Annotated in this window: 9 protein-coding genes and 1 pseudogene; 7 read left to right on the top strand and 3 right to left on the bottom strand. The window is 70.2% G+C overall.

Features of this window, described 5'->3' with window-relative positions; translation table 11 throughout:
* Positions 1-7: 7 nt before the first annotated feature.
* Complete coding sequence (locus tag VM306_RS16200) at positions 8-2,725, bottom strand: BTAD domain-containing putative transcriptional regulator (protein ID WP_325515816.1); 2,718 nt, start codon at positions 2,723-2,725, stop codon at positions 8-10.
* A gap of 192 nt (positions 2,726-2,917) precedes the next feature.
* Between VM306_RS16200 and VM306_RS16195 the strand changes: the two genes are divergently transcribed.
* The 3 genes and pseudogenes from VM306_RS16195 to VM306_RS16185 form a co-directional block, all read left to right on the top strand.
* Positions 2,918-4,168, top strand: coding sequence for a hypothetical protein (locus VM306_RS16195; RefSeq protein ID WP_325515815.1), 1,251 nt, complete (start codon positions 2,918-2,920; stop codon positions 4,166-4,168).
* A 101-nt stretch (positions 4,169-4,269) separates the two neighbouring features.
* Positions 4,270-4,893, top strand: coding sequence for a response regulator transcription factor (locus tag VM306_RS16190; RefSeq protein WP_325515814.1), 624 nt, complete (start codon positions 4,270-4,272; stop codon positions 4,891-4,893).
* A 123-nt stretch (positions 4,894-5,016) separates the two neighbouring features.
* Positions 5,017-6,540 (top strand): annotated as a pseudogene (locus tag VM306_RS16185) (PucR family transcriptional regulator); the annotation flags it as partial.
* Positions 6,541-6,609: 69 nt separating this feature from the next.
* Here VM306_RS16185 and VM306_RS16180 read toward each other — a convergent pair.
* Positions 6,610-7,761 (bottom strand): lytic transglycosylase domain-containing protein, encoded by a 1,152-nt coding sequence (locus VM306_RS16180; RefSeq protein ID WP_325515813.1) that lies wholly within the window; start codon positions 7,759-7,761, stop codon positions 6,610-6,612.
* Between the two features lie 667 nt (positions 7,762-8,428).
* On the bottom strand, positions 8,429-9,382 hold the full coding sequence (gene sbnA / locus VM306_RS16175) for a 2,3-diaminopropionate biosynthesis protein SbnA (protein ID WP_325515812.1): 954 nt from the start codon (positions 9,380-9,382) through the stop codon (positions 8,429-8,431).
* Positions 9,383-9,526: 144 nt separating this feature from the next.
* On the opposite strand from sbnA, the gene VM306_RS16170 reads away from it, so the two are divergent.
* Genes VM306_RS16170 through sbnB form a run of 4 tightly spaced genes read left to right on the top strand, consistent with a single transcriptional unit; the run spans position 9,527 to position 13,298 of the window.
* A complete protein-coding gene (locus VM306_RS16170; protein WP_325515811.1) occupies positions 9,527-10,459 on the top strand; it encodes a TauD/TfdA family dioxygenase in 933 nt (310 codons plus the stop codon).
* A gap of 3 nt (positions 10,460-10,462) precedes the next feature.
* A complete protein-coding gene (locus tag VM306_RS16165; RefSeq protein ID WP_325515810.1) occupies positions 10,463-10,957 on the top strand; it encodes a flavin reductase family protein in 495 nt (164 codons plus the stop codon).
* Between the two features lie 15 nt (positions 10,958-10,972).
* Positions 10,973-12,289 (top strand): cation:proton antiporter, encoded by a 1,317-nt coding sequence (locus VM306_RS16160; RefSeq protein ID WP_325515809.1) that lies wholly within the window; start codon positions 10,973-10,975, stop codon positions 12,287-12,289.
* 16 nt (positions 12,290-12,305) lie between these two features.
* Positions 12,306-13,298, top strand: coding sequence for a 2,3-diaminopropionate biosynthesis protein SbnB (gene sbnB, locus VM306_RS16155; RefSeq protein WP_325515839.1), 993 nt, complete (start codon positions 12,306-12,308; stop codon positions 13,296-13,298).
* Positions 13,299-13,304: the final 6 nt, after the last annotated feature.

The following is a 13,304-nucleotide window of genomic DNA, read 5'->3' as shown; positions in this document are numbered from 1 at the left end:
CGGCGGCTCAGCCCTCCGCGACCAGGTCCTGGTAGGTGCGCCAGGCGCGGAGGGCGCCGTCGGGGTGCCCCGCGCGACGGCGGGCCTCCGACAGCAACGACCACAGCCGGTGGTCGAGCTCGTCCACGGCCAGCGCGCGCTCGCACACGCCGATGGCCGCCGCGGGATCTCCTCCGTCGAGTTCCAGTCGTGCCAACGCGGCGGCCACGCCGCAGGCCTCGCCCCGCAGGGTCTCGCGCCGGGCCAGCACCCATTCGGCGTCCCCCTCGTCGGCCAGGTACTCACCCCGGTGCAGGTCGAGCACGGTCACCACGATCGCCCTGGCACCGGCCGAGGCGACGTTGCGCGGCCTCGACCTCCACTGCCGCATGGCGCTCTCGAACTCGAGCACGTCGGTGCCGGATCCGCTGGGCAGCCTCAACAGGTAGGAGGACCCCCGCCGGGCTATCTCGGCGCCGGGCACCCGGTCCCTCAGGTGAGTTCGCAGGCTGGAGATCGCCACCTGGAGACGGCGCTTCGCCGACCTCTGCGGCGTGTCCGGCCAGATGACCGCGATGAGGCGTTCCTCGTGCAGCGGCTGACCCGCGTGGGCGGCGAGCACGCGCAGCACCCGGCGCGCCTGAGCGCGCAGCCCGCCGAGGTCGACGGCCACACCTCCCACCGACAGCTCGAACCCGCCGAAGCACCGGACGGACACGGCCCGTTCCCCGGCTTGTCCCGCCTCGGGTGCGAGCACCGGCCGGGCGGGGCGGTGCGGACGCCGGAGCAGGTCGACGACCACCCGGCAGTTGTGCCGCTCCATCGCCTCGTCCCAGTCCCAGCCGGGACCGGTGCGCCCGAGCTCGGGGTCCTCCGCCTCGATCCGCTCGACGAGATCACCCACGAGCGCGCGCAGCCACATCTCCAGCAGCGGGGCGTCGAGTTGCCGGAGCCGCACGAGCGTCGTCCGCACGACCTCCTCGTCGTGCGGCAGGTCCGCCCGGATCTGCCCGATGAGCAGCAGCCACACCGCGAACAGCGATCCCCACGCGTCGCCCGCTTCCTCGAACTCGGCGAGGACGGCGCGGGCGTCGGCGCAGGCGGCTGCGTCGAGCACCGCGGTGGCGGCGCGCGCGAACCGCGCCAGCCACAACCAGCCCTCCGCCTCTGCCTCCGCCGCCAGCGCGTGGAACTGGGCCATCGTCCCGCGGCCGTGCAGGGCCGTCTCGACGGTGGTGACCAGGATGCGCGCGCCCAGCGACGTGAACGGGTCGTTGACACCCGAGAGGGGGCGGGCGAGCTCGACGGCCATGTCGGTGCGGCCGTCGACCATCGCGGCGAGCGCCCTGGCCAACGTCCACACCGGCGTCACCGAGGGAACGGTCCGCCCCACCAGGGTCGATGGCTGGACGCGCAGGGCCAGCACCAGGCTCCCCAGCACGTCGGTCGCGACCGGGGACGACGGGGGCGTGACGGGGATGTCGGCGAGCCAGTGGGAGAGGCAGGCGCGCTCCTCGGCGCACTGGTCGCGGAGCACGCCTTCCGGCAGCCGGGAGACCGCTTCGGTGTAGAGCGCGTGCGCCTCGGGGAAACGCCCTGCCGCACGCAGCCTGCGCGCTTCCGCCAGCGTGCCCCACGGGTCGGCGAACCGCGGTGCCGGCACCCCGTACTCGTGCGCGATGCGCGCGGCCGTGACCCAGTCCCCCGCCCTCGCGGAGCACCGGTGGGCATCGGACCACCTGCCCGCCTCGCTCAGGATCACCGAGGCAGTCAGATACGCCTGACTGGTCAGGCGGGTGCCGTAGCGTTCGGCCAGGCGCCGCTCCAGCAGTTCCCGCAGAGACGTGTGCAGACGGTAGGAACCGCTACCGACCCTGAAGACCATCGACTCCCTCGCGGCCAGTTCCGCGAGCATGTCCCCCGAGTCGTCCCTGCCCAGCAGGACGTCGCACATCGGCCCCTCCAGCAGCCCGAGCGGACTGACGTCGATCATCAGGTCGCGCAGCGGAGCCGGCAGCGGGTCGAGCACCTCCCTGGTCAAGAACTCCCGGAGGCGATCGGACCCGCTCACCGGGTCGGCGAACACCGCGTCGGCCTGTCCGGCGTCGAGCAGCGAGACGTCCATGCGCAGGAACACCAGGGCGGCGGCGAGCCCGTCGACCCGGCGGCACAACGCCTCCGGGTCGGCGGGTGGGCGGGATCCCGCGGACTCGAAGAGGCGCTCCACCTCGGCGGCGGTGAACCTGAGGTCGTCGAACCCCAGCCTGTGGACGGGCCCCGGCACCTCGGTCAGCCGCAGGTCCCGGACGTCCCTCGTGGTGACGATGAAGCGAACCCGTTCCGGTGCCTCGGCGATGAGACGGCCGATGTCCAGGCGATCCGCGGTGTGGGTCAGCGCGTGCACTCCGTCGAGCGCCACGGACAACGGGTGGTCGAGACGTTCCAGCGCCATCAGGAGCGCGTCGACGTCGCCGGTGTCCGATCCGAGGAGACCCCCGAGGACCCGGGGCAACTCACCGGGCCGCACGGCCGGGCAGTCGACCGCGACGCGGGGAGCCGGTCCGGACGGTTCCGCCAGCAGATGCCTGACGAGCACGGACTTCCCGGCGCCGGCGGGGCCCGTGACGAGCCGCAGACGAGCCGCGTCCGCTTTCACCAGGGCACTCAGGGCGGCGGTCCTGGGAACGGTTCCGCTCGCCCTCGACCGCGGGGTGATCTCGGTCAGGCTGACGTGTCTCGGGCGCATGCGTGGAACGATCTCCCGGACTGCCCGGGACGGCACACTGCAAAGTGCCCATACCGGTCAGCCCGAACCGGGCAGGTCGCACATCGGGGTGACACGGGCACACTTCGTTGCACTGGAGGGCCGGTCATCGGTGTCCCGCGGTCGGGCCGCCACCGCACTGACTCGGCACCGTTCGTGCGCCACGCTGTCGGCATGGCAGTGAGCGCCACACTCCGCACGCCCGAGGTCGTGGTGAACCCCGGCGGCGCCGCCCGGTGCCACGTGGTGGTGCGCAACAACTCGGCGGTCGTCGACCAGTTCGTCTTCTCCGCCAGGGGAACGGTCTCGGACTGGACCCAGGTCAAACCTCCGGTGGCCAACCTCTTGCCACAGCAGGAGGTCAGCGTCGAGCTCACCTTCCTGCCCCCGCGGACGCACGAGGTGCCGGCCGGCGAGCACCCCTTCGCGCTGCAGGTCGTGTCCCGCGAGGACCCGGCTGGCTCGGTCGTGCAAGAGGGAATCGTCACCGTTGAGCCGTTCGTGCAAGTGGAGGCGGCCGTCGTTCCGGTCACGTCCACCGGGCGTATGTCCGGGAGGCACACGGTTGCGCTGGACAACCTGGGAAACCACCCGTTCCACGTAGGGGTGTCCTGTGTGGACGATGACGCGCTGTTGTCCTTCCGTGTCTCTCCCGCCCATCCCGAGCTCGCTCCCGGAGCGACGACGTTCGTGCGGGTGCGCGCCCGCCCGCACAAGTACATCTGGAAGGGTGAGGACAGACACCTGCCCTTCACCATCAGGGCGCTCGTCCCCGACTCGCCCGCGATCGAGATCGACGCCGCCTACGACCAGAGGGCGCTGGTGCCCCAACGCGTCTTCTGGCTCATCTCGATCCTGTTCGGCGTCCTGATGTTGCTGGTGATCGTCGTGACGATGATCCTGCGCCAGCGCCCGGCCACCATCGCGGGCCCGGCACCGGTGAGGACCACCTCGGTGACGCCGTCCTCGAGCGCCACCACGACGACGACCACCGCCACCACCTCGTCCGCCGCGCCATCGACGCGTGCGCCCGTCAGCCAGGCCGCGCCGGTGGTCAGCCGCTCGACGACAGCACCGGTGACGTCGGCCTTCACCATCGACACCCAGGCTTTTCCCAACGTCGGCGGAGGTCCCCAGACGTTCTCCTACGTGGTGCCCGACGGTCCCCGCAAACGGGTGATGTCGGTGAGACTGCGCAATCCGGCCGCGGACTCCGGAACTCTTCGGATCCTGCACGGGACCGTCGTCATCGGGGTCGTCGACCTCGCCGTCGTCAACCGGGACGGCAACGCGCCCGTGGTCTTCGTCCCGGACTCCCCTCCCCTGCTCGCACCCGGCGAACGGGTGAGCCTCGCCGTCTCGTGCACCAACCAGCGGGATCCCTGCACCCCGTCGGGAGAGTTCACAGTCGCACTCGTCCGCTGAACGGCGACGAGAGCGACCGGCAGTTCCGGTGTTGAGCCCACGTTGAGCACGCGCGCCATAGTTGTGTCGCAGCAGGCCATCCGCGGAGCTCAGGAGGACACATGCGCCGGATTCCCGTTCACGTGGCGTCGACCGACCCCATCCTGAAGACGGGCGTGACGACCCAGTTGCGGTCCTGCCAGGAGGTCGAACTGGTCACCGGGGCGGACCTCGGCCCGGAGGTCGTGTCGGTCGTGGTCAACGACATCGCCGACGAGAACATCCTGCGTCTGGTGCGCGAACTCAGGGCACGCTCGGGAGGACAGGTGATCCTGGTGCTGTCGGCCATCGACGACGCCGCGCTGCTGGCGGCCATCGAGGCGGGTGCGCGAGGAGTCGTCGCCAGAGCGGAGGCGACCCCCGAACGACTGGTCACCGCGATCACCCAGGCGACCGAGCAGAACGGCGTCCTCTCGCCGAAGCTCGTGGGCAGGCTGCTGGCGCAGGTCAGCCGGCTCCAGCACCAGGTCCTCGCCCCCAAGGGACTGAGGTTCACCGGCCTGTCGGACCGCGAGGCCTCCGTCCTGCGGATGATCGCGCAGGGTATGGAGGTCAAGGAGATCGCGGCGCAGCTGTCCTACTCCGAACGCACGATCAAGAACGCTCTTCACGACGTCGTGAACCGGTTCCAGCTCCGCAACCGCACTCACGCGGTCGCGTTCGCGCTCAAGGAGGGGCTCATCTGAACCGTTCGGGGCACTCTGCGTAACTCGGCGAACCATTTGTCGTTGCCTGAGTGGAAGTTCCGCTTCCACGGACACCTCGGCCATCAGATCGTTTGATGTGCTCCTAGGCCATGGGGGGCGACGATGCCGATGACGTTGCGGGACCTGCTGGCATTCGGCTGCACGGGTGACCACGAGGTGGTGACGGCCGATCGGCTGTCGGACCGCCCGGTGAGCGCGGTAGTCGCGGTGACAGGTGTCTCCGGGATGACGAGCGTCGAGCCGGGAGAGCTGATCTGCGTCGAGGATCCCGGTCTCGCGGTCGACCAGCCCGGATTCGTACGTGCGTTGCACGTGGCCGCGGACAGGAGGGCGGCGGGCCTGCTCGTCCCCGGCACTCGCGCGGGAGCGTCACCTGCGGTGTGCGCTCTCGCGAACCAGTTGGGCGTCGCGGTCGTGCTGACGAACGTGGACGACCACCCCGGGCGTCTCGTCCCGATCATGAACCTCCTGCTGACCGAGCCCGAGTCCTCCGATGCCGCCGTGATCGGCATGGTCACCCGGAAGTTGCACCAGAACATCGCCGACGCGGAGGGCATGGTCCGGGTGCTGTCGACCGTCCTGCGCCTCCCGGTGGGAGTGATCGACCCCCAGGAACGAGTGGTGGCGGGATGGCTTCCACCTCAGGCACTGCGGGCGAACGCTGTCCGCGGGAGAGCGGTGACAGGAGCACAACGCGTACACGCCGTGGGCGACGGCTCCCTGGTGATCATCCAGCCGATCAGGTTCGTGCCCACGAGCCCGGTGAACCTCAGGATTGCCGCGGTGGTACCGGTCGTGCCCTCTCTCGCGCGGACGGTGAGCCAGGCTCTCGGTGTCGCCGTCTGGGCGTTCATCGCTTACATGGCGATGGTTTCCCTGAACCTGGACAGGGTGACCGGCACACGCGCCGCTCTGCTGGCACGACTGCTGGACGAGGCGGAGGCACCGAGCACCTACGCGCTGGAGAGCGCCACCGCGGCGGGCTGGCGACTCGGCGGCCTGCACACCGGCGTGCACATCCGGGCCGACGGCGGTGCCGTCTCCAGGTCCTTCCTCTCCTACCGCCTCGGGGAAGCGCTCGCCCCGCTGGACGGGACGTCCAGCCCGGTGCCGGACGGCGACGGCTGGTCGTTCTGGCTCACCGACGAGGACCACGAACGCGAGGCCAGAACGGTGCTCTCGCTGCAGAACGCCCTGCTGGAGGTGGAGAGGTCCTGTGAAGGCCTGCGCATGCGCGCAGGTGTCGGTACACCGGCGGAAGGCACCGCCGGCATCCGCGACTCCCTCGCCGACGCCCGCCTCGCGTGCACGATCGCACTGACGCGCGACGAACCCGGTGCCGTGGAACGGGTCGACACCCGCAGCGCCACGAGGCTGCTGATCAACCACTACGTCACCGACACCCAGCTCGGTTCCGCCACCCAGCTGCTCAGGCCGTTGATCACCGCGGACCCGAGCGGCCAGCTCCTGCGCACGCTCTCGTCCTATCTGGACAGACAGTCGTCCGCGACCGGAACGGCACTGGACCTCGGAATCCACCGCAACACCGTCCTCCAGCGCCTCGAACGGATCCGTTCGCTCATCGCGGTGGACCTGGGAGATCCCGACGAGCGACTCGGCCTGCATCTGGCTGTGCGCCTCCTGCTCAAGGAACCGCGCAGGTCGCCGACGGCCACCACGGTGACGGAACCACCCTCAGCGGACAGGCGGGCACTCTTCGAGGTCAGCCGGACGCACAGCCGGGACCTGCAGCGACGTCAACCCGGCCAGCAGGCCGGCCGCCTGGCCGGTCACGTGCACGATCAGTCCGTCGAGCACGCAGACGGTCCCCGTCACCCCGTCGACCAGATCCGCGAGCGGAACGCCGGGTGACGTGGTGGGCGGCGGTGTCGTGCCCGGATTCGGCGGTTGCGCGGGCGGCGGCTGGGCAGCGGGAGGCTGGGTCGGCCGAGGGGCAGGTGTGGTGCCGGGTGCGGGCACCACGACCTCGGACGGAGGTGCCACCGGATCCTGTGCCGGCGGGACCACGCCGTCCGGCGCACCGGAGACGTCGGGAAACGCGACAGCCCCCGTGCGGTACACGTCCATCCACTTCTGGACCGTGTTCAGGTAGTGCTCGGAGTGGTTGTAGCTCAGCACTCCCGCTCTGAGGCCGCCCGGCGTGGACAGGTCCCGTCCGTTCGCGCAGAGATAACGCCCGGCGGCGACCGTCGCGTCGTGCACGTTGTGCGGATCGCTTCTCCCGTCGGAGTTGCCGTCCGTCGCCCAGCGACGCCAGGTGCCGGGGATGAACTGCATCGGGCCCACCGCCCGGTCCCAGGTCACATCGCCGTCGTACGCCCCGCCGTCGGTGTCGGAGATCGCCGCGAGGCCAGGACTTCCGTCCAGCCGGAGACCGATGATCGGAGGTGTCGTCGTGCCGGAGGCGTCGACCCTCCCTCCTCGCGCGTGGTCGGACTCCACCTTGCCGATCGCGGCCAGCAAGGTGGCCGGGAGGCGGCACCGGGGCTGGGAGACCGCCAGCTTCAGGGTCGCGTGCCGGTAGGCGCTGTAGAGCGTGGCGGGAATGCCCGCGACGGAACCGCCCGGACTCGGTTCGACGCGGTTGACGGGCATGATCCCGGTATCGGGAAGACGGAGAACGTCCCCCTGCTCGCTCCGGTCTCCCCCGCCCTGCAGCCCCGGAGCGGGCAGGTCCATGACGCCGGTCCCGTCTCCGCCGTCCTCACGTGCGAGCCCTTCCTTCGAAGGCCGCGCCGGGGTGAGTACCGCGGCTGTCACCGAGAGCGCCACGACCATCGCCACCCAGGGCACGTGGCGGGAGTGGCGAACGATGTCGTTGTCCATGAGGCCGAGTAGAGCACCGCGTGGTGGCGAGAATGATGGATGAACGCGGTTCGTGCACACCAGGGCAGCACGTCCGGCCTCAGCACCGCCTCGCACCGTTCCCCTGAGTGAAACCAGACCGCTCTCGACGGATGGGACGCCTCGGCTCCCGGCACCGGCTCTGCTGGTCAAGCTCCTCATCAACGCGATAACGATGTCCAATCTCGCGAACGCGATAGACGTGATCACCCTATTTCGCAGCCTGTCGGGTGCCAAAACCCGGCCGTGCAGCCTGGCCTGCGCCTCACGCTGCTACAGGTTCGTACTCGTCGATCAAGCGACGACTCGTCGGTCGCGCCCGGACACGCCGCTCAGCCTCGCCATCGGTGGCCGGGGCGTGGTCGCGTGTAGCGCCGCACCCTCGAGGTCGACGGTGGCTTCGCTGAACGCGTGGCAGTCCAGCACTGACTTCAGGTGATTAGCGATCTGAAGGTTGCCGACGAACGATTTTATGTCGCAGTGGACCGCGCACCCCGGCGCGATCTTCATGACCTCGATACCGACTCCCGAGAGAACGAAATAGAAACGGCCCCGTCGAAGTGGCTGGCCCCTGCGCGAACCAAGATTCGAAACTCATTGACAGTGAAAGCGACGCAGATGCTCGAGTCCGCTCGGGCGCCTGCCGCGGTCAGTCGGAGTCGGCCGTGAGACCGGCGTCCGCCAGCCACTTCCCCTGGTAGAGCGAGTCGAGGTAGTTGCCGCCGAAGTCCGGCGCGATCGCCACGCAGACCAGGTTCTCGTCCCTGGTGGACAGCCAGCGCAGCGCGCCGCTGACCACGGTGCCGGTCGACCCGCCGAAGAGGTAGCCGCGGCGCACCAGCTCGTGGCACGTGCGGACGGTGTCGCGCTCCTCGACGTGCACGACGTCGTCCACGAGCGACTCGTCGAGGATCTGCGGGCGGACGCTCGTGCCCAGGCCGGGGATCAGGCGGGTGGCAGCCTTCGTGCCGAACGTGACCGAGCCGACGCTGTCGACGGCGACTATGCGCACGGATGGCTGGGTCTCGCGGAAGTAGCGCGCGCAGCCCATCAGCGTGCCCGTGGTGCCCGCGCCGACGAAGAGCACGTCGAGGTCGGGGAACTCCTTGGCGATCTCGGGAGCGGTCGAGCGGTAGTGGCCCATCCAGTTGCAGGGGTTGGCGTACTGGTTCAGCCACACGAACCCGGGGTTGTCGCGGCACAACGCCCGCACGTACGCGATCCGGGAGCCGAGGTAGGCGCCTGAGGAGTCGGGCTCGGAGATGACGTGCACCTCGCTGCCGAACGCTTCCATCGCGCGGCGCGCGGCGTGTGTGCACCGCACGTCGGTCACGCAGACGAACCGGTAGCCCTTGCTGGCTGCCACCAGGCTGAGCGCCACGCCCATGTTGCCGGAGGAGGACTCGACCAGGGTTGTGCCAGGCGTGACGCGGCCGTCGCGTTCCATCGCGTCGACCATCTCCACCGCGGCCTTCAGCTTGATCGACCCCGCGAAGTTGAAGCCCTCGCACTTGAGCATCAGGTGCCGACCGGCCATCTCGCGCAGGTCCACGTACAGGTCCGCGACGTTGAACTCCAGCGGACTCGTGATGACAGCTGCCACACCGAAATCCCATCTCCTAGCCGATGCGGAAATCGTTTACGGCGACGCCATATTTCCGCTATACGGCCCGCCATAGGCGCGATACCGACGAAATATAGGCGCCCTCCCCAGGCTCGTTTCACGACGAAAAGGGAGGAGAGGCGGATGGAACAATGGGCTCCACTCGAGCTCGACCCTGCAGGCATCGGAGCCGAGCCGGGGCCACGAGGGCTGGCCGACCATCTGCGCGGGTCCGCTGACCTGGGCGAGCTCCTCGCAGAACACAAGGCACTGGTCTTCCGCGGCTTCCATGTCACCACCTCCGAGCTCGACGAGGTGATGGATCTGCTGCTGCCCAACCGGCTGGCCTACGTCCACGGCAACTCGCCGCGCACGAAGGTCGGGCAGAACGTCTACACGTCCACTGAATACCCGCCGGAATTCGACATCTCCATGCACAACGAGATGTCGTACGCGCACCAGTGGCCGGAACGGCTGATGTTCTTCTGCGCTGTCGCGCCGGAGACCGGGGGTGCCACGCCCTTGGTGGACGGAATGCGGTGGCTCGGCTCGCTCGACGACGAGGTCCGCGAGGCGTTCGCGAAGGGCGTGCGGTACACGCAGAACCTGCACGGCGGCAAGGGGTTCGGCAAGAGCTGGCAGGACACGTTCGAGACCGATCAGCGGGACGTGGTCGAGGAGTTCCTCTCCACCTCCGGCAGCGAGTTCGCGTGGCGCCCCGACGGCGGCCTGCGGGTGAGCCAGGTTCGGCCGTCGACCACGGTGCACCCGGTGACCGGGGACGAGGTCTGGTTCAACCAGGCGGACCAGTGGCACGCGGCCGGACTCGGCGACGAGACCGCGGCGGCGCTGTACCAGATCATGGGCGAGGAGGACCTGCCCCAGTCGGTCACCTTCGCCGACGGCTCCCCCATCCCCGCGGACCACGTGCGGCAGATCCGCGACCGCGGGCTCACCGAGGCCGTCGACGTCGACTGGCGCGTGGGCGACGTGCTCCTGATCGACAACGTCGCGGTCGGCCACGGCCGGCGCTCCTTCACGGGGCCGCGCCGCATCCTCGTCGCGATGTCGGACTGACCCGTGTCGAGCACGCAGCTCCACGACGAGCGCCAGGCCGACGCGCTGCGACGCGCCGCACGCCGGTTCGCCACCGGCGTCACGGTGGTGGCGGTGCGCGACGGCGGCGGCGAGCACGCCCTGACCGCCAACTCGTTCGTCACGCTGTCGCTGCACCCGGCGCTCGTCGGGGTGTCGGTCACGACGGACGGGCGGATGCGCTACCTCGCCGAACGCGCGCGCTACTTCGGAATCAGCGTCCTCGACGCCGAGCAGGAGGAGTACGCGCGGCACTACGCGCGCCGCGGCCGTGACGGCGCACCGGACCACCTCGGGCTGCGCACGCTGGACACCGTGCCCGCGCCGGTGGTGCCGGGCTGCGTCGCCTACTTCGTCTGCGAGTTCGCGCACACGCACCCGGTGGGCGACCACGACCTGATCGTCGGCTCGGTGGTCGAGAGCCGGGTGGTGAGCGAGGACCGCGCGCCGCTCATCTTCCTCGACGGCAAGTTCGGCTGACTGGAGTTCCTCGACATGACCCCCGTCCCCCCGTTCGGCGGCCACTCCCTGTTCCTGTTCCTGGTCCAAGTCGCCGTGCTGCTGGTGCTGGCGCTGCTGATGGGCCGCCTCGCGATGCGAGCGGGGATGCCCGCAATCGTCGGCGAGCTGCTCACCGGCATCCTGCTCGGCCCCTCGCTGCTCGGCTGGGTGGCTCCCGGCTGGGCGGAGTGGCTGTTCCCCCACCAGGTGGAGCAGTTCCACGTGCTCGACGCGTTCGGTCAGATCGGGGTGCTGCTGCTGGTCGGTGTGACCGGCGTGTCGCTCGACCTGGCGCTCGTCCGCAAGCGCCGCGGCACCGCGGTGAGGATCAGCCTCCCCGGCCTGGTGATCCCGCTGGGCCTGGGCATCGGCGCGGGTTTCCTGGTGCCGCAGGCGTTGCTGGCCGGTGGCGGCGACGAGCGCCTGGTCTTCGCGCTGTTCCTCGGAGTCGCCATGTGCGTCAGTGCGATCCCGGTGATCGCGAAGACGCTGATCGACCTGAAGCTGTTGCACCGCAACGTCGGTCAGCTGATCCTCATCTCCGGCACGGTCGACGACGTGATCGGCTGGCTCGGCCTGTCCGTGGTGACCGCGATGGCCACGACCGGCGTGCACGCGGGCACGATCGCGCGGTCCACCGGGTTCCTGGTGCTGTTCCTCGTCGCCTCCTACGTGATCGGCCGTCCGCTGGTGCGGTTCGTGATGAACAGGGTCGGCGACGGCGCCACGATCGGCGCGGCGGTCGTCGTCGTGCTGGCGATGAGCGCCCTGAGCCACCTGCTCGGACTGGAGGCGGTCCTCGGCGCGCTGATCGGCGGCATGCTGATCCGCAACGCGGGCGGTGACGTGCTGGAGAAGCTGCTGCCGCTGCGCACGGTCGTGATGACGTTCCTCGCGCCGGTCTTCTTCGCGATGGCCGGGCTGCGCATGGATCTCACCGCCCTCGTCCAGCCCTCCGTGCTCGTCGCGGCCGTGGTGCTGCTGCTCATCGCCGTCGCCGGCAAGTTCGCGGGCGCGTTCCTCGGCGCGTGGCTGAGCGGGCTCAACCGCTGGGAGGCGCTCGGCATCGGCGCGGGCATGAACGCCCGCGGTGTCGTCGAGGTCGTGGTCGCGATGGTCGGCCTGCGGCTGGGGGTGCTCAGCACCGAGATGTACACGATCGTCGTGCTGATCGCGATCGTCACGTCGCTGATGAGCCCGCCGATCCTGCGCGCCGCCGCGTCGCGCATCGAGGTGACCGCGAGCGAACGGCTCCGGTTGCGCGAGTACGAACCCCCGTCGCGGCAGCCCCAGGCCGCCGACCCCGTCTGAGGAAGGACCTCCCGTGCTGCCTCCCCCCTTCACCGTCATCTCCGGCGCGCAGGTCCGCGAGGTCCTGCGCGGCCGGGAAGAACAGGTCACCGGCGTGGTCGAGGCCGCGTACCGGCTGCACGGCGCCGGCGGGACGGTGAACCCGGACTCGTACTTCCTGCGCTTCCCCGACCGGCCGTCGTCGCGGATCATCGCGCTGCCCGCGTCACTGGGCGAAGTGCACGGCCTGAAGTGGATCTCGAGCTTCCCGGAGAACGTCGCGGGCGGCCTCCCCCGCGCCTCCGCGGTGCTGATCCTCAACGACGCCGAGACCGGCTACCCGTTCGCGTGCATGGAAGCCTCGGTCGTCAGCGCCGCGCGCACGGCCGCCTCCGCCGCGCTCGCGGCCGTACGGCTCAGCACCGCCCGCGGTGCCCGGCCCACCCGCGTGGGCTTCGTCGGCGCCGGGCTGATCGCGCGGTACGTGCACACGTACCTGCTGGCCAACGGTTTCGCGTTCGACGAGGCGGGCGTGCACGACCTGTCGCCCGAGCACGCCGGCGGGTTCGCCTCCTACCTGCGCGGGAGCGGGCCGGTCACCGTGCACGACAAGGCGGAGGACCTGATCCGGTCGTCGGACCTCGTCGTGTTCGCGACCACCGCGGGCGAACCGCACGTGCACGACCCCGCGTGGCTCGACCACAACCCGCTGGTGCTGCACGTGTCCCTGCGCGACCTGTCCCCCGAGATCGTCCTCGTCTCCTGCAACGTCGCCGACGACGTCGAGCACTGCATGAAGGCGAACACCTCGCTGCACCTCACCGAACAGCTCACCGGCGACCGGTCGTTCGTGGCCGGGGACATGCGCGCGCTGCTGGCGGGCGAGATCGATGTGCCGGCGGACCGGCCGGTCGTCTTCTCCCCGTTCGGGCTGGGAGTCCTGGACCTCGCGGTGGGGATGCACGTCCACGAGCACGCGCGCGGACTCGTCGTCGACGGGTTCTTCGACGAGCTCAAGCGCCACGGCTGAGGGGAA

This window comes from Lentzea sp. (assembly GCF_035525475.1).
Taxonomy (GTDB): Bacteria; Actinomycetota; Actinomycetes; order Mycobacteriales; family Pseudonocardiaceae; genus Lentzea.
The sequence above is the reverse complement of the archived record's forward strand: the minus strand, read 5'-3'. Positions and strand labels throughout refer to the sequence as shown.